The following is a 22,755-nucleotide window of genomic DNA, read 5'->3' on the forward strand; positions in this document are numbered from 1 at the left end:
GTGCGCAGTGGCCCGCCTGGGCGTGCCGCTGGACTGCCGCCAGGTGGTGCGCGAGGGCACACGGGTGCAACTGGCGTGGGACTTGTCGGCCCGGCGCGTGGCCGACCACTGCATCGTGGTGAGCGTGCGCGACGCCTCTGAGGCCGAAAACCTGCGCGTGGCATTGGCCAGCGCCGAGGCCGCATTGGACGATGCGCGCCGCGACCTGCACGAGCAGACCGAGGTCTTCAACACCATGGAGAGTCTGGCCCACGCAGGCCACTGGCGCCGCATTGAAGACCCGGGTGAGACGGTGTTGCTGTGGTCGCCCGGCCTGTGTGACATTGCTGGGTTCGAGCGCCAGGAGTGGCTTAGCACGGAGCGTGCAGTCAGTGGCATCCCTGCCGAAGACCGTGTGGTTTACGACAAGGCCTGCCGATTGGGTGATGGCTCTGACATGGAGTACCGCTGGCAACGCCCCGATGGCGAGGTGCGCTGGATGCGTTCGCGCGTGCGGCATTCGCTGTCGCGGGACGGCATGTCGGTGCAAATGGGTGTGGTGCAGGATGTGACGGAAGAGCACCGCGCTGCCGAGCAGTTGCGTGAGCAGTTACTGTTCATCCAGCGCATTGCCAGCCGCATTCCGGGCTTCATTTACCAATACCGCCTGCATGCCGATGGCTCCACGGCCAGCGTGCAGTACATCAGCGATGCCGTGCGGCAGTTTTTGGGCGTCACGCCGGGCGAGGTGGCGCGAGACCATGGCCTGCTGCTCAAGCATGTGGTTCCTGAAGATGCGCCACAGCTGCGCCGCTCGGCTCTGGTGTCGGTGCGTCGCATGGTGCCCTGGCAGTGCGAATACCGCGTCAATACGCCCGAGGGCGACGTGCGCTGGCACATGACCAGCGCCGTGCCCCACAAGGAACCTGATGGAACGGTGCTGTCGCATGGCTTCACCATGGACATCACAGACCGCAAGCGAGCAGAGCAAGAGATCGAGCGGCTGGCGTTCTACGACGCATTGACCGGGCTGCCCAACCGCAGGTTGCTGCTGGACCGCCTGCAACGCTCCATCGCCGCAGGCCAACGCACCAAAGCCCAAGGGGCGCTGCTGTTCATCGACCTCGATAACTTCAAAGACTTGAACGACACCCTGGGCCACGACATGGGCGACCAGCTTTTGTCCCAAGTGGCCGCCCGATTGGTGGGCAGCGTGCGCGAAGCCGACACCGTCGCGCGCTTTGGGGGGGACGAATTCGTCGTCATGCTGGAAAACCTCAGCGCCGACCTGCACGAAGCCGCCAGCCAAGCAGAAATCGTCGCCGACAAACTGCTGGCCAGCCTGAACGAACCCTTCGCGCTGGACGGAGGGCAACACTACAGCACCCCCAGCATCGGCATCACCCTGTACGGGGAACAACGCCTGAGCGTAGACGAACTGCTCAAACGCGCAGACCTGGCCATGTACCAGGCCAAAGCTGCAGGACGCAACACCCAACGCTTCTTTGACCCCGACATGCAAGCGGCAGTCAACGCCCGCTCCAACCTGGAAGCCGACCTGCGCCAAGGCCTGGCGCGGGGCGAACTCATGGTGCACTACCAGCCCGTGGTGGACCAAGACGGCAAACTCGTGGGGGCAGAAGCACTGGCCCGCTGGCGCCACCCCCAGCGCGGCATGATCAGCCCGGCAGACTTCATCCCCCTGGCAGAGCAAACCGGCCTCATCCTGCCGCTGGGGCAAACCGTACTGCACACCGCGTGCAGCCAACTGGCCGCCTGGGCGCAAAACCCGGCCACAGCGCACCTGACCCTGTCCGTGAACGTCAGCGCCCGGCAATTCAGACAAGCAGGCTTCGTGGCCCAAGTGCTGGGCACCTTGAAAGACTGCCAAGCCGACCCAAGCCGACTCAAACTCGAACTCACGGAAAGCCTGCTGCTGGGAGACATAGAAGACACGATAGAGCGCATGGAGCAACTCAAGAAAGAAGGGGTGGGCTTTGCGCTGGATGACTTTGGCACGGGGTACTCGAGTTTGAGCTACCTCAAGCGGCTACCGCTGGACCAGGTGAAGATAGACCAGAGCTTTGTGCGGGACGTGCTGAGCGACCCGAACGACGCGGCGATTGTGAGGACGATCTTGGCGCTGGCCAAGAGCTTGGACTTGGAGGTGGTGGCCGAGGGGGTGGAGACGGCGGGGCAGCTGGGGTTTTTGAGGCTGCACGGGTGCGAGGGGTTCCAGGGGTATCTGTTTGGCAGACCGGTCCCTGTGGAAGAGATGGACGCGTTTTTGTACCCGCACCAGTAGCACCATGGTGGCGAGCGCGTGACGCTGCAGTGCCACTTGGCGCAGCCGGTTCCTGCGGTGCGTGGCGGAAGGGCCTATTCAGCGGCGAAATATCTCCATCGATAGCGCGTGGGTGCGTTCAGTCTTTAGGGAGTGAGTGATGCGCGATAAATCATTTGGGTCAGACCATGGGTTGCGCAGCCTGAGTGCTGCGTTGCGCTGGGCGTGAAGCAGATGGGTGGCGGCGTGGGGATGTTTGTGGACAAGGTTTTGGACCGCAATGCCGGGGGCTTCAGGGCTGTAGCCGTCGTGGCCGTGGCCGCATTGCTGGCGACCTGGCTCACGGTGGAGCTGTTTGCCTACTGGCGAGGGGTGGACCGCAACGAGGACCGCCAGACCAAAATGCAGCAAGCGGCCGATTTGCTCAACACCCAGGCCATGGGCTCCGGCATGTCGGGGGCTGTGTCGTTGTTGGGGCTGAGCGAGCCTTTGCTCAAAGACATGGCCCGGGGCGCGCTTGCGCCGGACTATCCGCAGGCGCTGGCCCGCCTGAGCGTGGCCCGCGAGCGGTTTTTGGTGCAAGGCGTGTACGTGATGTCGGCCGACGGCACAGTGGTGGCCCACGAGACTGCCGGGCCGCGTTCCACGGGCATCAATTTGGCTTATCGCCCCTACTTCCAGCAAGCCATTCAGGGCGGGGTGAGCGTCTACCCGGCCATCGGCACCAACTCGCAGGAGCGCGGCCTCTATTACGCCGCCCCGCTGTACGAGATGGACTCGCCCTCGGGCGCCATCATCGGTGTGGTGATGTTCAAGGTGGGTTTTGAGTCGTTTGACAGCCTGCTGGCGCGCATTGGCATGCCCGCTTTGCTGCTGTCGCCGCAGGGGGTGGCGTTTTCGTCCACGCGACCCGAATGGCTGTTTGCCGTGGCGCCGCCCCTTACGCAAGCTCGTATCGACAGCATTCGCGCATCGCGGCAGTTTGGGCGGCATTTTGACAAGGGCGTGGCGTCGGCATTGCCCTTCAGCCCCGAGTCCGCGCAGGTCGTGCTCAACGGGGTGCCCCATGCCATTGCGCACCGTAGCATCGACCTGCGCGACCCGGGCGGGCAGTGGCAGCTGGTGCTGTTGGACGATGTGAGTGCCTTGATGCCCTGGTCGCAGCGCGTGCAGGTGGGGGCCGTGGCGTTTGTGCTGTTTGCGCTGCTGGGCTGGCTGCTGCTGGATTTGCTGCGCAGCCGCGCGCAGGTGGTGGCAGCGCTGGAGCGCTTCAGGGTGCTGGGGGCTGCGCTGGAGAGCAGCCCTGTGGCGGTGGTGATCACCGATGGGGATGGTCGCATTGAATGGGTCAATCCCCAGTACGAGCGCAACACCGGCTACACGCGGGAGGAAGTGCGAGGGGGCAAACCCTCGATCGTGGCCAGCGGCCAGACGCCTGCCGCAACCTACCAGTCCATGTGGGCCACGTTGCTGTCAGGGCAGTCGTGGCGGGGCAATTTTGTGAACCAGCGCCGCGACGGCAGCATCTACCACGACGAGGCCACGTTGTCGCCTGTGTTCGATGCGCGGGGCAAGCGCATTGCCATCGTGGGCCTGCACGAAGAAGTGTCCGAGCGCATGCGCTCGCAGGCCGAACTGCAGCGCCGCGAGCGCCTGCTCAATGAGCTGCTGGAGCAGCAAACCGCCATTTTTGACAACGCCCCGCCCATCGTGCTGATTTGCGATGGGCAGCTGCGCCAGTTCAACCCCGCGTTTGTGGCCCTGATGGGCGAAACATCGTCGCAACTGCTGGGGCGCTATGCGGCGTTCTTGTTTGGTGGCGATGTGCCCTTTGAGGCCTTCCGTGCCAAGGCCATGCCGGGGCTGGAGCCCGATGAGGCCGTGCGTGAGACGGCCTTGTTGCACCGCCCCGATGGCAGCAGCTTCCATGCGCGGCTGTCGGGGCGTAGGCTGCAGATGGAGGCGTTTGCCAATGCTTCGCTGTGGGTGATCGAGGACGTGACCGAGGCGCGCCAGGCCGAGGTGGCGCTGCGAGAAATCCATGAACGGCTGGAGCTGGCGCAGGAGGCCGGCAAGATTGGCGTCTTTGACGTGGACTTGCTCAGCGGCCGCATTCTGTGGTCTTCCAAGCTCTCGGTGATGATGGGCTTTGCCCCTGATTCGCAGCCCCAGTCGCGCGACGATTGGCTGGCCTGCCTGCACCCGCAGGACCGTGACCGCGCCCGCGACTACTTTGATGCCAGCATCGATGGCACGCAAGACTATTTGCGAGACTCCTGGCGCATCGTGCGGCCCGATGGCGAGGTGCGCTGGTTCCTGGAGGCCGCGCGCATCTTCCGCGACGAGCAGGGCAGGGCCGTGCGTGTAGTGGGCGTGAATGTCGATATCCACGACCAAAAGCAGCTGGAGGCCCAGGTGGCCGCGCAGTTGGACTTTCAGCAGGCATTGATCGATGCCATTCCCGTGCCCTTGTTCTACAAAGGAGCCGATGGCCGCTACATCGGCTTCAACCGCGCCTATGAGCAGGCGTTTGGTGTGCAGCGCGCCGAATTCATCGGCAAAACCGTTTACGACCTGGGCTTTTTGCCCGATGAGTTGCGCTCGCAGTTTGACCAGGATGCCGCGCAGGCCTTGGACGGCTTACGGGCAGTGCACAAAGAGGTGGACCTGCCTTATGCCGATGGCCAGATGCACCACACCCTGTTTTGGCTGCACGGCTTTTTGAGACCTGATGGGTCTGCGGGCGGTGCGATCGGAACGTTTGTCGACATCACCGAGCGCAAGCTGGCAGAACAAAGCCTGTTGCGCGCCAAAGACTTGGCTGAGGAGTCGACCGCGCTCAAGTCCAATTTTCTGGCCAACATGAGCCATGAAATCCGCACCCCGATGAACGCCATCATCGGGATGTCGCACCTGGCTCTCAAATCGGGCCTGAACCCGCGCCAGCACGACTACGTGAGCAAGATCCAGCAGGCCGGCCAACACCTGCTGGGGGTCATCAACGACATCCTGGATTTTTCAAAGATCGAGGCGGGCAAGCTGTCGGTGGAAAAGCAGCCCTTTGTGCTGGACCGCCTGCTGGAGAGCGTGGCCGATGTGGTGGGCTACAAGGCGGGCGTCAAGGGCTTGGAGCTGGTATGCGATGTGGCCAGCGATGTGCCCCCGAATCTGGTGGGGGATGCTTTGCGCTTGGGGCAGATCTTGATCAACTACGCCAACAACGCCATCAAGTTCACTGACAAAGGCGAGATCAGCATTGTGGTGCGCCTGCTCGAGCAAAGTGCCCAACGCGTCATGTTGCGCTTTGAGGTGCGTGACACGGGCATCGGGCTGACGCCAGAGCAGATTGCGCGCTTGTTTCAGAGCTTTCAGCAGGCCGACACCTCCACCACGCGCCGCTATGGTGGCACCGGGCTGGGGCTGGCCATCTGCAAGAGCCTGGCGGAGTTGATGGGGGGCGAGGTGGGCGTGCGCAGCGAGTTTGGGCGGGGCTCCACGTTCTGGATCACGTTGCCGTTGGAACGCGGCGCCCCCGCGCGGGTGCTGCAGCCGCCGGCCGACCTGCGCGGGCGGCGTGTGCTGGTGGTGGACGACAACCACACCGCTGCCACGGTGCTGTCAGAAATGCTGATGGCCATGGGCTTTGAGGTGGACCAGGTCTACTCCGGCCTGGAGGCCTTGCAGACGCTGCGCGAATCCATGGGCAAGCCGCGCCCCTATGGGCTGTTGCTGCTGGACTGGCACATGCCAGGCATGGATGGCGTGGAGCTGGCCCGGCACATTCGCAGCCTGGGCATGCCCCAGGTGCCGCAGATGCTCATGGTCACCGCCTATGGGCGCGAAGATGTGATGCGCGCTGCCCGCGCCGAGGGCATTGAGACGGTACTGATCAAGCCGGTCAATGCTTCAGTGCTGTTCGATACTTTGATGCAGCCTCTGGACGGCGCAAGCCACCTGCGAGTGCCTGCCGTGGCTCCGGCGGTGGAAGTCTTGCCCTTGGCGGTGCGCGGCGCCCGCGTGCTGCTGGTGGAGGACAACGAACTCAACCAGATCGTGGCCGTGGAGTTGCTGCGTGACGCCGGCTTTGTGGTAGATGTGGCGGACAACGGCAAGATGGCCCTGGACCAACTGGAACAAACCAGCTACGACGCTGTGCTGATGGACATGCAGATGCCTGTGATGGATGGGGAGACCGCTACCCGGCAGTTGCGCCGTGACTCGCGCTACCGTGATCTGCCCATCATCGCCATGACGGCCAATGCCATGGAGTCAGACCGGCAACGCTGCTTTGATGCGGGTATGAACGACCATGTGGCCAAACCCATTGAGCCTGCCGCGTTGTGGGCCGCGCTCTCGCGCTGGATCCGTCCGCGCCCCGGTCTAGGGGTGCAGGCTGTGCCGGCGCCCGCGCTGTCACAGCCCCTGGCGGTGCCTGCCGCGCCTGTGCCCCGCCCAGTGGGCTGGCCGCCGGTGGTGCTGGGGCTCAACACTACGTTGGGACTACAGCGTGCGCTGGGCAAGCCTGCGCTATATGCCGACATGCTGACCCGCTTTGTGCAAGCGCAGTCGTCGGTGGTGTCCCAGATCGATGCGGCCATTGCGGGCGGGGACCGCGCGCTGGCCGAACGGCTGGCACACACGCTGCGCTCGGTGGCGGCCAATATCGGGGCGCAGGAGGCCTCAGAGCATGCGCATGCGTTGGAGCAGGCCCTGCGCAACCCGCAAGTGGACCGTTCGACCCCCCAGTTGATTCCGCTGCTGGGTGCGCTGGCGGCGTCCATGCAGCCGTTGGTGGCAGGCTTGCAAGCGTGGGTGCGTCAGTCTGAGCTGGCGCAGGTCTCGCCCGTGCCTGTGGCGCCAGCGTCCACCCCAGAGGTGGCCCTGACATCGCCCGACGACGCATTGGCGCAGTTGCGTCAACTGCTGGAGCGTGATGACCCGGCGGCCACCGAGTTTTTGCAACACAATGCAACAATGCTTCAGGTCGTGCTGGGCGAAAGCTTTGCGGTGGTGCAAGCGCAAGTTCGCAACTTTGATTTCGAGTTGGCCCTGGAGCAGATGCCCGAGCGGCGGGAGGGCGATTCTCCGGATCGACCCGTTGGCGGCCAGGATCTCTGAACGGTGTACTTCGCAGGAATGCCCATGGAACAAGCGCCCTTTGTCGTGAACTCATCCACCCTGGTGGATCAACACATTGCCACCGTGTTGGTGGTGGACGACACGCCCGAGAACCTCACGCTCATGGGCACTTTGCTGCGCGACCATTTCATGGTCAAGGTGGCCAACAACGGCGAGAAAGCCCTCAAGATCGCGATGTCTGGGACACCGCCTGACTTGGTGCTGCTGGACATCATGATGCCCGAGGTGGATGGCTACGAAGTTTGCCGCCGCCTGAAGGCCAATGCAGCCACCCGCGACATCCCGGTGATCTTTTTGACGGCCCGCTCAGACCCCGATGACGAGCGCATGGGCCTGGCCCTGGGGGCGGTGGATTACATCACCAAGCCCATCAGCCCGCCGATTTTGCTGGCACGCGTCAACACCCACCTGGCGCTGAAGGCCACGGCCGACTTTTTGCGCGATAAAAGCGCGTACCTGGAGCGCGAAGTGGCCTTGCGTACCCTGGAGGTGCAGGCCATTCAGGACGTGACCATCATGGCCATGACGTCGCTGGCAGAGACGCGTGACAACGAGACGGGCAACCACATCCGTCGCACCCAGCTGTATGTGAAAACCCTGGCCGAGCGCTTGCGCAACCACCCGCGCTTTGAGTCGCTGCTGACCGAACGCATGATCGAGCTGCTCTACAAATCGGCGCCGTTGCACGACATTGGCAAGATCGGCATCCCTGACAGCATCCTGCTCAAGCCTGGCAAGCTCACGGTGGAAGAGTTTGAAGTGATGAAAACCCACACCACCTTGGGGCGCAACGCCATCGAAGACGCCGAGCGGCGGCTGGGCATGCGGGTGGCGTTTTTGAGCGTGTCCAAGGAAATTGCCTACAGCCACCAGGAAAAGTGGGATGGCAGCGGCTATCCGCAGGGGCTGGCGGGCGAGGGTATTCCGGTGTCGGCCCGGCTGATGGCGGTGGCCGATGTGTACGACGCGTTGATCAACAAGCGCGTGTACAAGGTGGCTTTCTCGCACGAGCAGGCGTGCAGCACCATTGTCAAAGGCAAGGGCACGCACTTTGACCCAGATATGGTGGATGCGTTTGTGGAGATTGCGGAAGACTTCCGCAACATCGCGCTGAAGTACCCCGACCCAGAATGAGCAACGGGCCCTTGAGGGGCCCGTGTGGTGCTGTCTTGCGATGCCTTTGAGCTGCTGCACGGAGTCAACCGCGCAGCAGCCTGGGCCGGTGATCAGAAGGGTGCGTCGCCTGTGGCCGATGCATCGCTCTGCGCGGCTGTTTCGCTCGCTGGGGTTGCAGCGTCTACCGTTTCATCCTCTGCGGCCTGGCGCACAGCTGCCTTGTCGCCAGCGCCTGCAAACTTGCTGTACTTGCCCAGAATGGGAACGAGCTGGCCGTAAATGCGTGGGTTACCCGCCATGCATTCGCGCTGTTCCATGAAGTCGGCTTCGCCCGTGAAGTTGCCAATCAGGCCACCGGCTTCCGTCACCAGCAGCGAGCCCGCAGCCACGTCCCAGATCGACAGACCGGTTTCAAAGAAGCCATCGGTAAAGCCCGCAGCCACGTAAGCCAGGTCCAGCGCTGCAGCGCCGGGGCGGCGCAGGCCTGCCGTGCGTTGCATCACGTCGGCCATCATGTTCATGTAGCTCTTGAAGTTGTCGCCCGGGCGGAAGGGGAAGCCGGTGGAGATCAGGCAGTCGTTGAGCTGGGTGCGCTTGCTCACGCGGATACGGCGCTCGTTCAGGTAGGCACCTCGGCCCTTGGTGGCGGTGAACAGGTCGTTGCGGCTGGGGTCGTACACCACGGCTTGTTCAACCTTGCCTTTGACGGTGAGTGCAATGCTCACGCAGTACACGGGAAAGCCGTGGATGAAGTTGGTGGTGCCGTCCAGTGGGTCAATCACCCAGACGAAGTCCGAGTCTTTGGCGCCGTATTCTTTGCCCGACTCTTCGGCCAGGATGCCGTGGCCGGGGTAGGCTGTCAGCAGGGTTTCGATGATGATTTTCTCGGACGCATGATCCACTTCGGTCACAAAGTCGTTGATCTGCTTTTGCGAGATACGCACGGATTCCACGTCCAGGGCCGCGCGGTTGATGATGGCGCCGGCGGCGCGTGCAGCCTTGATGGCCACGTTGAGCATGGGGTGCAGATTTGACGACATAGATTGTGGTGGTGAGCAAGGCTTCAGATCGCGTTGCGCGATGCAAATGTCTTGCGGATCATGAGCGGTGATCGCAGCCGGGCGATGCGGGCAGCGACAATAAGCCTTCCATTTTAACTGCACCGCCGGATTTTTTCCTAGCAGCCCGTTCATGAAGACCCGTTTTGTCCTGATCAACACCAGCCATGCTGGCAATGTGGGCGCCGCCGCCCGCGCCATGAAAGTCATGGGTTTTGACGACTTGGTGCTGGTGGCGCCACGCTGGCCCAATGTGCTGCGCAAGGAAGAAACCATCCAGCGCGCCAGCGGTGCGCTCGATGTGCTGGAGAAGGCGCGCATCGTGGCGACGCTGGACGAGGCGCTCGATGGCATGAGCCACCTGTGCGCCACCGCCATGACCCCGCGCGACTTTGGCCCCCCGACGGTGGAGCCCCGTGCGCACTTTGAGATGCTATTGAAACAAGAGCGCCTTGCGCTGGATACACAAGCCTTGCAGCCTGAAAGTGCTTCAAACGCAGTGGCCGGTGAGGCCGACGGCGGCCGCCCAGCCCTAGCGGGCGGGCACACCGGTGTGGCGTTCCTGTTTGGCTCCGAGCGCTTTGGCATGACCAACGAGGACGTGTACCGCTGCCACGCGGCGCTCTCCATCCCTACCAACCCAGGCTTTGGCTCGCTCAACCTGGGGGCGGCCATCCAGGTCATTGCCTACGACTGGCGCCAGGCGCTGGGCGGCTTTGCCGTGCAAGATGCCACCCCCACCCGCGTGCAAGCCGATGCGGCGCAGGTAGCGGGCATGCTGGCCCACTGGGAGCAGGCGTTGACCGGCATCGGCTTTCTGGATCCCGCTGCACCCAAGAAGCTCATGCCCCGCCTGAACCAGCTTTTCAACCGCGCGCAACTCAGCCCCGAAGAAATCCACATCCTGCGTGGTGTCGCCAAAGCGATGATCGAAACCGCCCAGGCAAAACGCTAGACTGCGTTGCCATATTCCAAAAAAATCTCACCATGTTTGCCCGCTTGCGCTCCGACATCCAGTGCATCCTTGACCGTGACCCTGCAGCGCGCAGTACCTGGGAGGTCATCACCTGTTACCCCGGCCTGCACGCCGTGTGGCTGCACCGGCCTGCGCACTGGTGCTGGGGGCATGGGCTCAAGTGGCTGGGGCGGTTCATTTCGCACTTTGCGCGCTGGTTCACAGGCATTGAGATCCACCCCGGCGCCAAGCTTGGCGAGCGCGTGTTCTTTGACCATGCCATGGGCGTGGTGGTGGGCGAGACGGCCGAGATTGGCGACGGCTGCACTATCTACCAAGGCGTGACGCTGGGCGGTACCTCGCTGTACAAAGGCGCCAAGCGGCACCCCACGCTGGGCAAGGATGTGGTGGTGAGCGCGGGTGCCAAGGTACTGGGCGGCTTTGAGGTGGGCGATGGTGCCAAGATCGGCAGCAACGCCGTGGTCATCAAGCCCGTGCCAGCAGGGGCCACGGCGGTGGGCATTCCGGCGCGCATCATCCCATCCAAAGAGGGGCAAAGTGCCGATGTGACCGAACCCCAGCAGCAGCGCAAGTTCACGGCCTACGGCATCACGCAAGAGGACGACCCGCTGTCGCAGGCCATGCGCGGCCTGATCGACAACGCCTCGTCACAAGAGCACCAGATCGCCTTGCTCTGGCAGGCCATTGAGAAGCTGTCGGCCATGCAAAAGACGCAAGACTGCGTGCCCTGCGATGCCGCCCTCAAGGAGCAATTCGAGGCCAGCAAGCTCACCGAGTTAGTGGGCAAGTAGCGCGCCCTAAGCCCCCTGCAAGCCCTATTGAAATGCAGGGTCTGTGCGTGTCCTGCAACGCAGGGGGCTGCTCAGTTCTTGATGTAGACCTTGATCGCTGCGCTGGTGGCCTGGTCTGTGACCGGCACGCTCATCCCCAGTTGAAAACCGCCCCCAGAGCTGCTCAGGATGCTGTAACGCACCACGGCGCGCAGCTCGATCAGCTTGCGGCCCGTGGGGGGAACGGGCAGTGACATCCGCACGGTGCACTCAGTGCGCGCTGGCAGGTTGGTGGGGCACAGCACGCTGATACCGCCCTCGCTGATGTCCATGGTGCGCACTGCCAAGGGCGGGCGGCCTGTGATGAGTAACTCTGCCTGTACCTTGAGGATGCGCCGCTCATGGTTGCGGCGCTCATCGTTCGATGGGAGAGGGAGTGGCGAGTTCATGCTGAGTCAACAGGTCTTCTGGGGGCAGGCGCGCTGGGCAGGCCCCTGCTGCCTTTAGGCAGCCTGGGCGCGAACCGCATTTTTGGGGCGAAAGGCTTTGCAGACCTCGTCCCGCGTTTCCAGGTAGGGGCCGCCAATCAGGTCAATGCAGTACGGCACCGCGGCAAAAATGCCCGGCATGATCTGTGTACCTTCGGCGTCCTTCAGGCCTTCCAGCGTTTCGGCAATGGCTTTGGGCTGGCCGGGCAGGTTGATGATGAGGCTTTGGCCGCGCACCACCGCCACCTGGCGTGAGAGGATGGCCGTGGGCACAAACTTCAGGCTGATCTGGCGCATTTGTTCGCCAAAGCCCGGCATCTCCTTGTGGGCCACGGCCAAGGTGGCTTCGGGCGTCACATCGCGCAGCGAGGGGCCGGTGCCGCCGGTGGTCAGCACCAGGCTGCAGCCTGCGTCCACCAAGGCAATCAGCGTGGCGCTGATGGTGTCCTGCTCGTCGGGGATGAGGCGGGCCTCGAAGTGAATGGGGTTGCGCAGAGCGCGGCCCAGCCAGTCTTGCAAGGCGGGCAGGCCCTTGTCTTCGTACACACCGGTGCTGGCACGGTCACTGATGGAGACGATGCCGATTTTCACGGCGCTCACGGCGTCGTGGCCGGGGCTCGCTGCTTCACTCATCGTCGTCAGCCCCGGTGTCAGCAGCATCTTCACGCTCCAGCCCGGTGCCGCCCAGGTGCTCGCGCACTAGCTGAAACAGCTCGCGATAGGCGCGGCCTTTGCGCGGTGCCAGGCCTTGAGATACGGCGGCCTTGTCAGCGGGCGGTGCATCCTTGCGGGCCTGGCGGATCAGGGCGCGCAGCTGCTGGGTGTCGGTGGTGGGGTGGTCGTCCATCCACAGGGGCAGGGTGGCGTCGTCGGCAATCAGGCGGTCGCGCCACTGCTCTGCCAGGTGCAGTTGCAGCTTTTCAGATGCAGAGCCTTTGTGCTGTTCTTCCAGCGCTGTGCGCGCTGCTTGCACCACCTCGGGCTCCAGCTTGCGCATGAGCTTGCCCACGTACTGCATCTGGCGGCGCTTGCCTTCAAAGTTGGTGATGCGCTTGGCCTCGGCCAGGGCATCCACCAGCTTGTCGGGCAGGCCCACAGCATCAAACAGGTCAGAGCGCAGGCTCAGCAGTTCTTTGCCCAGGTCTTGCAGTTCGTCGCTTTCGCGTTTGAGATCGGTGCGGCTGGCATCGGGCGTGCCTTTGAGTTCGGCCTTGAGCTGAATGTCCATTTCGCTGCCTTCGGCAACGAATTGGCCTCGCACAAAGTAGCCTTTTTTGGGTTTGCGTGACATGGGTGGGGGCAAAGAGAGAGGTGGCAGCGAGTGCGCCACAGTGGCAAGTATCATAGCCGCCGCTATGAATAAACCTTCTACCCGCGCGAAAAGCGCCCCGGCCGTTGCCAAGGCTTCCGCCTCCTCCCATGCACCCGCCAGCGGTTTCAGCTACAGCCGACCGTTTTTTGAAGAGCTGGTAGACCGCGCCCTGGCCCACGCCAAGAAGCTGGGCGCCACCGATGCGGGGGCTGAAGCGTCTGAAGGCTGCGGTCTTTCGGTCAGCGTGCGCAAGGGCGAGCTGGAGAACGTGGAACGCAACCGCGACAAGTCTCTGGGCGTGACCGTCTACCTCGGCCACCGCCGCGGCAACGCCAGCACGTCTGATTTTTCGACCAAGGCGATCGAGCAGACCGTGCAGGCCGCCTATGACATTGCCCGTTTCACCGCCGAAGACCCTGTGGCCGGCCTGCCCGACGCGGCCGACATTGCCCCGCCAGACACCCACCGCGACCTGGACTTGTTCCACCCCTGGGCTATCACTAGCGAAGAGGCGGCCGAGATGGCCAAGGCCTGCGAGGCCGCTGCGCTCAAAACCCACCGCCGCATCACCAACAGTGAAGGCGCGGGCGTGTCGGCCCAGCAAAGCCATTTCTTCAGCGCCCATACGCGCGGCTTTCGCGGTGGCTATGCCAGCTCGCGCCACAGCTTCTCGGTGGCGCCCATCGCCTCGTTGCCCGGCAAAAACGCCGAGATGCAGCGCGATGCCTGGTACAGCTCCATGCGCAACGCAGCCGACCTGGCCTCGCCCGAGGCCGTGGGCCGCTACGCCGCGCAGCGTGCCTTAAGCCGCCTGGGCAGCCGCAAGATCCCCACCACCCAATGCCCCGTGCTGTTTGAATCGACGCTGGCCGCAGGCCTGCTGGGCGGTTTTGTGCAGGCCGTCAGCGGCGGCTCGCTCTACCGCAAGAGCAGCTTCCTGCTCGATTCGTTGGGCAAGATGGTCTTCCCCAAGCACATTGACATTCTGGAAGACCCGTTTGTAATGGGCGGCAAGGGCAGCTCGCCGTTTGACGAAGAAGGCGTGCGCGTGGCGCCGCGCAAAGTGGTGCAGGGCGGCCGAGTGCAGGGCTATTTCCTGTCCAGCTACTCGGCCCGCAAGCTGGGCATGAAGACCACGGGCAATGCCGGTGGCTCGCACAACCTGGTGATGACCTCGCGCCTCACGCAAGCCAGCGACAACCTGGATGCGATGCTGCAAAAGCTGGGCACCGGCCTGTTTGTGGTCGAGCTGATGGGCCAGGGCGTCAACTACGTGACGGGCGACTACTCGCGCGGCGCCAGCGGCTTCTGGGTGGAGAACGGCAAGATCGCCTTCCCCGTGCACGAGATCACCATTGCAGGCAACCTCAAGGACATGCTCAAGGGCATTGAGGCCGTAGGTGCCGACGCCTACAACTACGGTGCCAAGACCGTGGGCTCCATCCTGGTCAACCGCATGAAGGTGGCTGGCAGCTGATACGGGCGTTCACGCTCCATGTCAAAAAGGCTCCTGGGCGCAGGAGCCTTTTTTGTTGGGGGAGTGTTCCTTGCCAACGAAGTCTGAGGCAGCCAAACGGGGCGCGGCCGAGCGCGGCAGGCGATCTTTCGCTGAGAAAGTCTGAGACAGATGCCCCCTGGGGACTCACCTACAACCAGTCGCGGCGTCGATGTCTGAGACAGCGCGAAGGTCCGCTTCAGGCTCATGCGCGACGCGTCCGCGAGTGAGTACTATCGGCCACTAGCGGACTTCTGTACCGAGCAAGCTCAGTTGAATGCCGCCCTCGATCTCTCGATAGGAAACTTCATGAATTGAGGCTAAGGCCTGTCGGCATGCATTGATGTCGTTCGCTGCGTTCAAGCCCCCAAGGCTCAGAAAACCCATGATTTCCAAGCTCAGGATTTCCTCGTACCGTACGCCAGAGCCAGGCCTAACCACATCCGAGCCCATGTCCATCTCTCTGGGGATGTACATGTAGAACTCTACGCCGGACTGGAGGTGCCATCGAGCCAGAAAATTCCCAGCCTTTGACAACTTCACGAGCACTTCTTTCCAAGGATTCATTCGTCGATTATCTTGCCGAGGAAGGTCCGCTCTTGAGCAGGTCGAACGACGGCTTTGGGCCCTTTGCGGACAGTGGACCTGCTCGAAAGCAGACGGTCGAACACGGTTGGAGCGACTCCGCTAGCGAAGCCCACTCGCGGCATCTGACTTGGCGACACAATAGAACCTCGATTTGCTAGGCTGTCCCTCGGTCTGGACTGCAAGTCAAAATATGGACGCAGGCGAGATGCTCCCCCGAGCACACGGCCTCAAGCGATTTTCCTCAGAAACATAGGCTCCCCACGTGAACCCAGAGGTCATTCCGCTTCATCAGATTCGTGCGATGTACGACGCCCACACTGTTCGTCTGTATCAAGCGTTCTCCGACGAAATTGCCGATTCAGCACTAGCAAGCGGAAGGTTCGTCTCCCCACCATTCAAGCTGGAGCGTATGACATGGGTGAAGCCCTCCTTCCTTTGGATGATGTACCGCGCCGGCTGGGGATTGAAGGACGACGGGCAACGTCGAATCTTGGCGATTGACATCACGCGTGAAGGTCTTGACTGGGCCTTATCGCACAGTTGCCCAAGTCATCCCGACGAGGGCATGAGCAGGGAAGATTGGACTAAGTTGAAAGACGCCTCACCAGTGCGTATCCAATGGGACCCCGAACGCGACCTGTTCTTGCAGCCAATGGAGCATCGAGCAATTCAAATCGGATTGAGCAAGGAGGCAGTGCAGCGCTACGTCAACGAATGGATTTGCAGGATTTCAGAGGTCACGCCCCTGGCCCGCGAGATTCATGCGCTTGTTCAACAAGGTCGCGTCGTCGAAGCCAAGAGCAAGTTGCCCGTCGAACAACCACTGCAGTAGGCATCGCGCCTTCCCGTACTAAGGCTTATCTTCGCTCGGCGGCCAGCCGCAAAGGTTGGGGGTCGAACTACCCTGTATGTGGAAGTGCGGTCTAGACCCTGGTGCGATTTTCATCGTCGGAATGTCCTCGGACCCGCGATGCATGCATGGGCGCCCTAGATGCTTCGAATGTCAGCGATACGCTCTTCAACCCAGTCCTTCTGCCAATTAAGAGCATCCGCATCCGAGAAGTAGCTGCGAACATACTCGCCAATCTCTGCCGCGTCTTTGGCGCTGCTCTGACCCAGGTAGGCAAGCGTCTCCGGCAAGCCGGCACCGATGAAGAACTCCGCACCCATCGAAGTCCCTACATCCATGTTGATGAACTTCGCGTCCCAGAGCAGCAACGTGTCACTGGGGTCCGCGCAGCCACCCAACAGATATGCACATCTGTAGATTCCCTCGAAGTGGTTGTCTTCGTCCTCGACCTCCCCTTTCCACCGAGCGTTCCGATACTTCACTTCCTCCCGCAGGAGTTGGCGCAGAAGACTATGAAAGGGCGGCCGAGGCCTTGCTAGCAGTTCCTTGTAGACCAGCTGTCGCGCTCTCGGCTGCTGCAGTATGTGGGCGAGTTGCGAAGTGACTTCGCCTTCATCTGAGAGGTACTGAGCAAGGATTTGGTCGGTATTCATTTTTGGGACGCGAGCGATGTGAGTTGCACGAGTTGCGACTGACCATGGACAAATCTTTGGGTCCTCGACCACTACTCCCGACTTCCGGCCGTGGCCCAGAGCCGAGCTTTCGGAGCTAGGGAATAAAGACGAGGCCAAGCGCCTTCAGCTGACCCTCTATGTCGTCGCTCGCAGGCGCAACGAAGACCTTGATTTGAATCTTGGCGGTCTTTGACCCGTCGGCCCTGGTTGTACCTTCCTGGTGAAGGTCCTCAACGAGCACGTTGACGCGGTCCCCGTACTTGCCCTTGAGCTCGCCGAAGGCCGCGAGCGCCCTGTCTAGGTTTCCGCCTGGCCCAGGCAACCAGTCCGTGTTTGTCCCGAAGGTCCAGAACCCCATGTGATTTTCCCTCTTCTGTGCCAATTCTGCCCTTTGGGCGAACGTCAGGTTCTGGCCGAAAGTCGGCATCATGGAAGCGGCCGTAACTAGATGGAATCAGCCATCAAACTCGGCGTTCCCGCACCCACGCATCAGACTTGCTGCGTCGCTTAGCAACGAACCCCTCTGGTAGGTCAGCCAGTTCCGCAAGGGTAGGATCGCTATCGATCATCCGTCCTAGCCCGACCACTAGTGCATCTGCTTCCGCAAATGCTGCGCCATCAAGGAATTGCCAGCCGCCATCGTCCTCATCGTGGGATACGTGAAGTACCTCATTTTCGCCAGCCACCACGCGATTTGTGGTGATTACTGCTAGGTTTCTTGGTTGTAAGAAGTTCCAGGTCATGTGTCGTTCGTAATGTCTGCTTTTGGCCGGATCCTGCCTTTGTCGCCTGGAGTGAAGGTGCCAAGCGTAGAAATCTCAAGTGACTAATTTAGTCGGGTGATTGCCGCTTTCCAAGCGTTGCGAGGAAAAGCAGAATTGAGGTGCCCGCAATCAGCAACGCGACTGTCAGCCAGATATTTCGACGGGCCTCCATCTTTTCCGCGTACGCCTGATAGGTCAGTACGGGTCCGGCTAGGCCCTGTGCGGTAACGATCTCCCCTTGATACAGGCCAATCCGTAGTTGCGGTCCAGCCTCCTCTAATTTCGCGACCTGTTCACGTCCGACGCCGAGCACTGACGCGAATGGGACGTAGATGATCGGCCGAAGCTTCTTGAGTAAATCGTCGCGATCAATGTCATTTGCAACACCTATGCCATAGCCACCGTCTAGCCGCGTGCTTCCATGGTTGATGCCACTCCGGCTCACCACGGTGTCTAGGGGCCCAACGTATCTAACGGCCACATCACGTCCACTCAACTCAGACTCAGGAACGGTCTTCATCTCCGCCCGCTGTAAAAGCAGCATGCCCGCTACGACGAGAAGCGCGATACAAGCGTGCATCCTGTACTCACAAAACCACGCGTAAACCTTCGAACCCTTTCCCTGCATGTAACTCCGAATGTCTGTTATCGAGCGAATTGGAACTCGTGTTGTGGATGACTGCTCTTGGCCGATAGTACGCGTTCGCCGTAGATTCGTGGATGACGGCAACCGCTGCATAGTGATCGCTACCACCGGGCCATGTGTCTCAGACTCTATTGCTTCGTCTCAAACTATGTTGCGCTGTCTCAGACTCTATTGCCCGTGAACAGGGATCCGCTTTCGCACTAGGGCGTGTTGAGAATCAGCGAGCGTTGATAACCGCAGCCGCGAGATGGATCATCGCCGCGAAGCTGGTATCCGTCTTGTCGCTGCGCATTGCGATGCGTTTGAACTCCTTGAGCTTGCAAAAGAAGTTCTCGATCAAGTGACGCCATTTGTAGACCTCCCGGTCAATCTCCAGCGGTGATCTCCGACGTGGCATCTGTGAGATCACCACCTGTGCGCCGCGCTTGTCCAACTCCTGGATCAGCCAGTTCACATCGAAGGCCTTGTCGGCCAGCAAGGCATCAAAGCGCACATCGGCGATCAGCTCTTTGACTCCTTTGGTGTCATGGCGCTGCCCTGGCATCAAGACAAACTTCACCAGATTGCCCAATGCATCCGTCAGCGCCAGTATCTTCGTGGTCATGCCTCCCCGCGAGTGGCCTATGGCCTGGCCCGAAGTCCCCCTTTTGCCCCCTGGCCGTGCCGATGCACTTTCACAATCGTGGCATCCACCATCGCATATTCCATGTCTGGCTGCTCGCTCACTGCATCGAACAGGTGTTGGAATACGTCGGCCTTGACCCAGTCTCTAAAGCGCTTGAACACCGTGTTCCACTTGCCGAACTCTGGAGGCAGGTCTCGCCAGGGGCTGCCTGTGCGGGCAATCCACAGCACTGCCTCAACGAAGCGGCGGTTGTCTGTGCCGCTGCGTCCAGGATCACTTGGCTTGCCAAGGCAGTGCGGCTCCATCTTGGCCCATTGCTCGTCTGTCAGTACCCATCGAATGCTCATCTGCCTATTGCATCACAGCCCTTCGAGCCGTTGTGCTTGATTCTCAACAGGCCCTAGCGAAAGGCATCTTTTTTACTCATATTTTGATAGCAGCTTGCGCTAGTTGAGTAAGTGCTAGAGGCCAATTTGGTTCGTGAATCGGCATGGGTCGATCTGGCCCGTTTCCGCTGAGTCTGTACAAGCGCCGGGCAAGGCTTCGACAGGCTCAGCCTGAACGGATATTTCAAGTTCAACGAGGCCGAGTTCACCGAGCTATGTCGCTAAAGAGCTATTGGTTTACCAGCCAGCAACGCCCGGCCGCTCGCTCATGCATCAATAGCCCGCGCTGGCCTTGGCCGGTGCCGCCGCCGCGCTGGCACCGGCAAACTGCCCCCGCAGCTTGCGCGCTGCGTTGGCAAACATCAGCACATCCACCCCCACGGCCACAAAGGTGCAGCCCAAGTCCAGGTAGCGCTGGGCCAGAGCCGGGTCGGATGTGAGGGTACCGGCCGCCTTGCCGCTGGCGATGATGGTCTTCATGGCGCCCTCGATGGCGGCCTGCACTTCGGGGTGGCTTGGGTTGCCTCGGTGGCCCATTGATGCGGCCAGGTCGGCCGGGCCGATGAACACGCCGTGCACGCCATCCACCGCGCAAATGGCCTGCAGGTTGGCGAGGGCCGTCACGGTTTCGGCTTGCACCAGCAGGCAGACTTCGTCGTCGGCAATCGAGAGGTAGTCAGTGCGGCTGCTCCACATCGACGAGCGTCCCACGGCGCTGCCCACGCCGCGAATGCCTAGCGGCGGGTACTGCGTGGCGGCCACAATGCCGCGCGCTTGCTCTGCCGTGTCCACCATCGGTACCAGCAGCGTCTTGGCGCCAATGTCCAGCATTTGCTTGATGAGCGCGGTATTGCCTTCCACCAGCCGCACGATGGGGTGCGAGGGGTGCGATGCCACCGCCTGCAGCGCGCCCATGGTGCTGCGCAGGTCGTTGGGCGCGTGCTCGCCGTCAATCAGCAGCCAGTCGTAGCCTGTGGTGGCAGCGGCTTCGGCCAGGTAGGGGTCGGCCATCGACAGCCACAGGCCAATTTGCGGGCGGCGCTCGGCCAGGGCGGTTTTGAAGGAGTTGTGGGCGGGCATGGTGCTAAGGGTGTTGAAAGAGTTTCAGGGGGATGGCGGTCAGTGGTTCCCCTGCGTTCAGCGCTTGTCGAGGTGCCTGGCCATCGTGCCCAGGCTTCGACAGGCTCAGCCCGAACGGGTGCTGTGGCGATGCTGGTTATGCCACCCGGTGCTGAGCGGGAGCGCCTGGGCCGGTGAGGTGGTCCACGATGTTTTGGGCGGTGATGGTGGACACGCGCAACGATGCCCCTTGGGTTACGCCGGCCACATGCGGCGTTAGCAAGGCGTTGGGCAATTGGGCCAGCGGGTGGCCAGCGGGCAGGGGCTCGGTATCAAACGTGTCCAGCCCCGCGCCTTCGAGGTGGCCGCTGCGCAGGGCCTCCACCAGGGCCGCTTCGTCCACCACCGGGCCACGGGCGGTGTTGATGAGGATGCTGCCCTTGGGCAGCAATGCAAGCTCTGCAGCGCCTATCAGGCCGCGGGTGCGTTCGGTCAGCGGGCAGTGCAGGCTCAGGATGTTCACCTGGGGCAGCAGTTGGTGCAGGTCGGGCTCGGTCGCAAAGCCGTCGGCCTGGCCCTGCGGGCGCAGCACCAGCACGCGTGCGCCCAGCGCGGCGGCCAGTTGCGCCGTGCCCTTGCCAATGGCGCCATAGCCAATGATGCCCACGGTGGCATCGCGAAAATCGCGCCCCTGCCAGGTGCTGGGGGCCCACTGGCCCGCGCGTACCATGCGGTCCAGCAGTGGCAGCTGGCGCGTCAGGGCCAGCATCAGCGCCACCGCATGCTCGGCCACGGCGCGGGCGTTGGCACCGGGGGCCACGGCCACGGCCACGCCGCGTGCGCGGGCGGCGTCCAGGTCAATGCCGTCCACCCCGGCGCCGTTCTTGGCCACCAGGCGCAGGGCAGGGGCTGCCTGCAGCACCCGCTCGCTCACGGGCTTGATGCCGCGCACCAACAGCACCTGGGCGCCGGTCTGCTGCAGTTGGGCGATCAGGTGTTCTTCGGTGATGGGTTCGGCCATGAAGTGGATCTGGCCGCCTGCGGCGTGCACCAGCGCTTGGGCTTCAGGCGCCCAGTGCGCGGCGGTAACGAGGACGTGAAAGGGGGCTTGGCTCATGTGGTCTGGGAGTTCCGTTGAAGCGATCGATGCGGTCTCTTTGATCTTGAAAGTGCTGCTCGGGCTAAGCCCTTCGACAGGCTCAGGACAGGCTTGTCGAAGCCTTGCATGGCGCCTCTACAAGCTCAGCGTGAACGGCTCAAGTGAGTTCACGCCAAAGCAACTAAAGCAACAGTTTCACGGTTGTTGCGTGACCCAGTCGGGCTGCAGGCGCACATGGCGAATGTGCTGGCGGAACACGGTGTACGCCAGGTGCAGCGTGCCATCGGCCTCTTGCCGCAGGGAGGGATAGGAGTATTCGCGATTGCGGCCGTGCTCGGAATCGTTGCTCAGGCACCAGCCGTCGCCCACTTCCAGGGCGCGCTGCCACGGCCAGGTCAGGCCGTCGTCGGCAGATAGGGCCAGCGTCATGGGGGCGCGGGGTGCACCCCAGAAGGCCTTGCGCGCTGCAGGTGCGGTAGCGGTTGCTCCAGCGGCGCCGCCGACGGTGTCCTCCAGCTCGTCGTACAGCGACTCGCGCCGCTCGGTGGCATCGGCCGCGCTGCTGGCGTTGAAGACCATGGCCAGGCGGCCATCGGCCAAGCGCAGAGCCTGCACCGACGAGTTGTTGTTGGGCAAAGCGGTGGGCTGGGGCGGTTGCCAGGTCAGCCCACCGTCATCGCTTTGGGTGCGGTAGATGTGGTCGGCCCAGCGGCTGCGAAAGAACGCCAGCAGGCTTTGGCCGTTGGCCGCAGGCACGATGCTCATGTGCACACAGCCCAGGCTGCCGGGCACGCTGATGCGCTGCCAGGTGCGGCCCTGGTCGGTGGAGCGCAGCACGCCGCTGTCGTCGTGGCTGCCGTCCCAGGGCTGGCCTGCTTCAGCGCGGCAATAAAACACGGGCAGCAGCCAGCTGCCATCGTGGTGCACATGGATGGGCTGGCGCACAAAGGTGCCTGCGGGGGCGTCGGCCAGGGTCTCGGTGGGCGACCAGGTCTGGCCGTTGTCGGCAGAGCGGCGCACGCGCACCACGGCGGTGTTCTGGTGGCCCGACTGCTGGGCCGTGTGCAGCAGCCACAGCGTGCCGTCGGGGGCCGGGAAGAGGATGGGGTTTTGCTCAGACCGCTCTGTGTCATGCGACAGCTGCACGGGCGCGGACCACTGCTGGGCCCCTGGTGCCAGGCGGGACATGAAGACCGAGATATCCGAGCGGCCCTCCATCGAGCCGCCGAACCACACGCAGGCCAGCGCGCCGTCGCTCAGCACCATCAGGTTGGCGGCGTGGGCTTGAATGCGGGGCGAGGGCAGGTCGGCCACTTCGCGGGCGGGGTCATCAGGGTGCTGTTGCAGCAGGCCGTCGGGCATGGGGGTCTCTCCAAAAGGTGGTCAGGGGGGCGCTTGCGTTGCAGCAGGCCAGGCCCTCCTGGCGCCGCAGCGCCGGGAGGGTGCG

Annotated in this window: 20 protein-coding genes and 1 pseudogene; 8 read left to right on the forward strand and 13 right to left on the reverse strand. The window is 62.7% G+C overall.

Annotated features, from left to right (window positions below):
- Positions 1–235: 235 nt before the first annotated feature.
- The 4 genes and pseudogenes from C8C98_RS22235 to C8C98_RS16405 form a co-directional block, all read left to right on the forward strand.
- Positions 236–568, forward strand: a pseudogene (locus tag C8C98_RS22235) (PAS domain-containing protein); the annotation flags it as partial.
- 105 nt (positions 569–673) lie between these two features.
- Positions 674–2,284 carry a putative bifunctional diguanylate cyclase/phosphodiesterase gene (locus C8C98_RS22240; protein ID WP_370450446.1) on the forward strand — a complete coding sequence of 537 codons (1,611 nt, stop codon included), beginning with the start codon at positions 674–676 and terminating at the stop codon, positions 2,282–2,284.
- Positions 2,285–2,497: 213 nt separating this feature from the next.
- Positions 2,498–7,381, forward strand: a complete 4,884-nt coding sequence (locus tag C8C98_RS16400) for a PAS domain S-box protein (protein ID WP_233574695.1) — start codon at positions 2,498–2,500, stop codon at positions 7,379–7,381.
- Positions 7,382–7,405: 24 nt separating this feature from the next.
- On the forward strand, positions 7,406–8,536 hold the full coding sequence (locus C8C98_RS16405) for a two-component system response regulator (RefSeq protein ID WP_121456325.1): 1,131 nt from the start codon (positions 7,406–7,408) through the stop codon (positions 8,534–8,536).
- 92 nt (positions 8,537–8,628) lie between these two features.
- Here the strand turns inward: C8C98_RS16405 and C8C98_RS16410 are convergent, their stop codons facing one another.
- On the reverse strand, positions 8,629–9,558 hold the full coding sequence (locus C8C98_RS16410; RefSeq protein WP_121455156.1) for an inositol monophosphatase family protein: 930 nt from the start codon (positions 9,556–9,558) through the stop codon (positions 8,629–8,631).
- 151 nt (positions 9,559–9,709) lie between these two features.
- Here C8C98_RS16410 and C8C98_RS16415 point away from each other — a divergent pair, with 151 nt between their 5' ends.
- The gene (locus C8C98_RS16415) at positions 9,710–10,531 is read left to right on the forward strand and encodes an RNA methyltransferase (RefSeq protein WP_121455157.1); all 822 of its coding nucleotides are present in this window, start codon (positions 9,710–9,712) and stop codon (positions 10,529–10,531) included.
- 32 nt (positions 10,532–10,563) lie between these two features.
- Positions 10,564–11,343 (forward strand): serine O-acetyltransferase, encoded by a 780-nt coding sequence (gene cysE / locus C8C98_RS16420; protein WP_121455158.1) that lies wholly within the window; start codon positions 10,564–10,566, stop codon positions 11,341–11,343.
- A 71-nt stretch (positions 11,344–11,414) separates the two neighbouring features.
- On the opposite strand, the gene C8C98_RS16425 is transcribed toward cysE, so the two are convergent.
- Genes C8C98_RS16425 through yjgA form a run of 3 tightly spaced genes read right to left on the reverse strand, consistent with a single transcriptional unit; the run spans position 11,415 to position 13,101 of the window.
- The gene (locus C8C98_RS16425) at positions 11,415–11,771 is read right to left on the reverse strand and encodes a PilZ domain-containing protein (RefSeq protein WP_121455159.1); all 357 of its coding nucleotides are present in this window, start codon (positions 11,769–11,771) and stop codon (positions 11,415–11,417) included.
- A gap of 54 nt (positions 11,772–11,825) precedes the next feature.
- Positions 11,826–12,443: a molybdopterin adenylyltransferase gene (mog, locus tag C8C98_RS16430; protein ID WP_121455160.1), complete on the reverse strand. Its 618-nt coding sequence runs from the start codon at positions 12,441–12,443 to the stop codon at positions 11,826–11,828.
- Positions 12,436–13,101 carry a ribosome biogenesis factor YjgA gene (gene yjgA / locus C8C98_RS16435; protein ID WP_121455161.1) on the reverse strand — a complete coding sequence of 222 codons (666 nt, stop codon included), beginning with the start codon at positions 13,099–13,101 and terminating at the stop codon, positions 12,436–12,438. Before yjgA ends, mog begins: the two co-directional genes overlap by 8 nt.
- A 64-nt stretch (positions 13,102–13,165) precedes the next feature.
- On the opposite strand from yjgA, the gene pmbA reads away from it, so the two are divergent.
- The gene (pmbA, locus tag C8C98_RS16440; protein WP_121455162.1) at positions 13,166–14,599 is read left to right on the forward strand and encodes a metalloprotease PmbA; all 1,434 of its coding nucleotides are present in this window, start codon (positions 13,166–13,168) and stop codon (positions 14,597–14,599) included.
- 261 nt (positions 14,600–14,860) lie between these two features.
- Here the strand turns inward: pmbA and C8C98_RS16445 are convergent, their stop codons facing one another.
- Positions 14,861–15,184: a hypothetical protein gene (locus C8C98_RS16445; protein WP_121455163.1), complete on the reverse strand. Its 324-nt coding sequence runs from the start codon at positions 15,182–15,184 to the stop codon at positions 14,861–14,863.
- 283 nt (positions 15,185–15,467) lie between these two features.
- Between C8C98_RS16445 and C8C98_RS16450 the strand changes: the two genes are divergently transcribed.
- Positions 15,468–16,037: a DUF4291 domain-containing protein gene (locus C8C98_RS16450; protein ID WP_233574575.1), complete on the forward strand. Its 570-nt coding sequence runs from the start codon at positions 15,468–15,470 to the stop codon at positions 16,035–16,037.
- 155 nt (positions 16,038–16,192) lie between these two features.
- Here C8C98_RS16450 and C8C98_RS16455 read toward each other — a convergent pair whose 3' ends face one another.
- The 8 genes from C8C98_RS16455 to C8C98_RS16490 all read right to left on the reverse strand — a co-directional run bounded on the left by C8C98_RS16455 (position 16,193) and on the right by C8C98_RS16490 (position 22,670).
- The gene (locus tag C8C98_RS16455) at positions 16,193–16,708 is read right to left on the reverse strand and encodes a hypothetical protein (RefSeq protein WP_121455165.1); all 516 of its coding nucleotides are present in this window, start codon (positions 16,706–16,708) and stop codon (positions 16,193–16,195) included.
- 115 nt (positions 16,709–16,823) lie between these two features.
- The gene (locus tag C8C98_RS16460; protein ID WP_121455166.1) at positions 16,824–17,159 is read right to left on the reverse strand and encodes a hypothetical protein; all 336 of its coding nucleotides are present in this window, start codon (positions 17,157–17,159) and stop codon (positions 16,824–16,826) included.
- A 31-nt stretch (positions 17,160–17,190) separates the two neighbouring features.
- Positions 17,191–17,472, reverse strand: a complete 282-nt coding sequence (locus tag C8C98_RS16465) for a hypothetical protein (protein WP_121455167.1) — start codon at positions 17,470–17,472, stop codon at positions 17,191–17,193.
- Positions 17,473–17,560: 88 nt separating this feature from the next.
- The gene (locus C8C98_RS16470) at positions 17,561–18,013 is read right to left on the reverse strand and encodes a hypothetical protein (protein WP_147436380.1); all 453 of its coding nucleotides are present in this window, start codon (positions 18,011–18,013) and stop codon (positions 17,561–17,563) included.
- A gap of 343 nt (positions 18,014–18,356) precedes the next feature.
- Positions 18,357–19,111 (reverse strand): IS5 family transposase gene (locus C8C98_RS16475; RefSeq protein ID WP_121452668.1). Its coding sequence is split into 2 segments (ribosomal slippage): positions 18,357–18,778 and positions 18,778–19,111, totalling 756 coding nucleotides; the frame shifts between segments, so codons are not numbered across the junction.
- 312 nt (positions 19,112–19,423) lie between these two features.
- A complete protein-coding gene (hpaI, locus tag C8C98_RS16480; RefSeq protein ID WP_121455169.1) occupies positions 19,424–20,230 on the reverse strand; it encodes a 4-hydroxy-2-oxoheptanedioate aldolase in 807 nt (268 codons plus the stop codon).
- A 136-nt stretch (positions 20,231–20,366) separates the two neighbouring features.
- On the reverse strand, positions 20,367–21,326 hold the full coding sequence (locus C8C98_RS16485) for a D-isomer specific 2-hydroxyacid dehydrogenase family protein (RefSeq protein ID WP_121455170.1): 960 nt from the start codon (positions 21,324–21,326) through the stop codon (positions 20,367–20,369).
- Positions 21,327–21,503: 177 nt separating this feature from the next.
- On the reverse strand, positions 21,504–22,670 hold the full coding sequence (locus tag C8C98_RS16490; RefSeq protein WP_121455171.1) for an exo-alpha-sialidase: 1,167 nt from the start codon (positions 22,668–22,670) through the stop codon (positions 21,504–21,506).
- Between the last annotated feature and the right edge of the window lie 85 nt (positions 22,671–22,755).

The organism is Acidovorax sp. 106, from assembly GCF_003663825.1.
Lineage (GTDB): Bacteria > Pseudomonadota > Gammaproteobacteria > Burkholderiales > Burkholderiaceae_C > Acidovorax.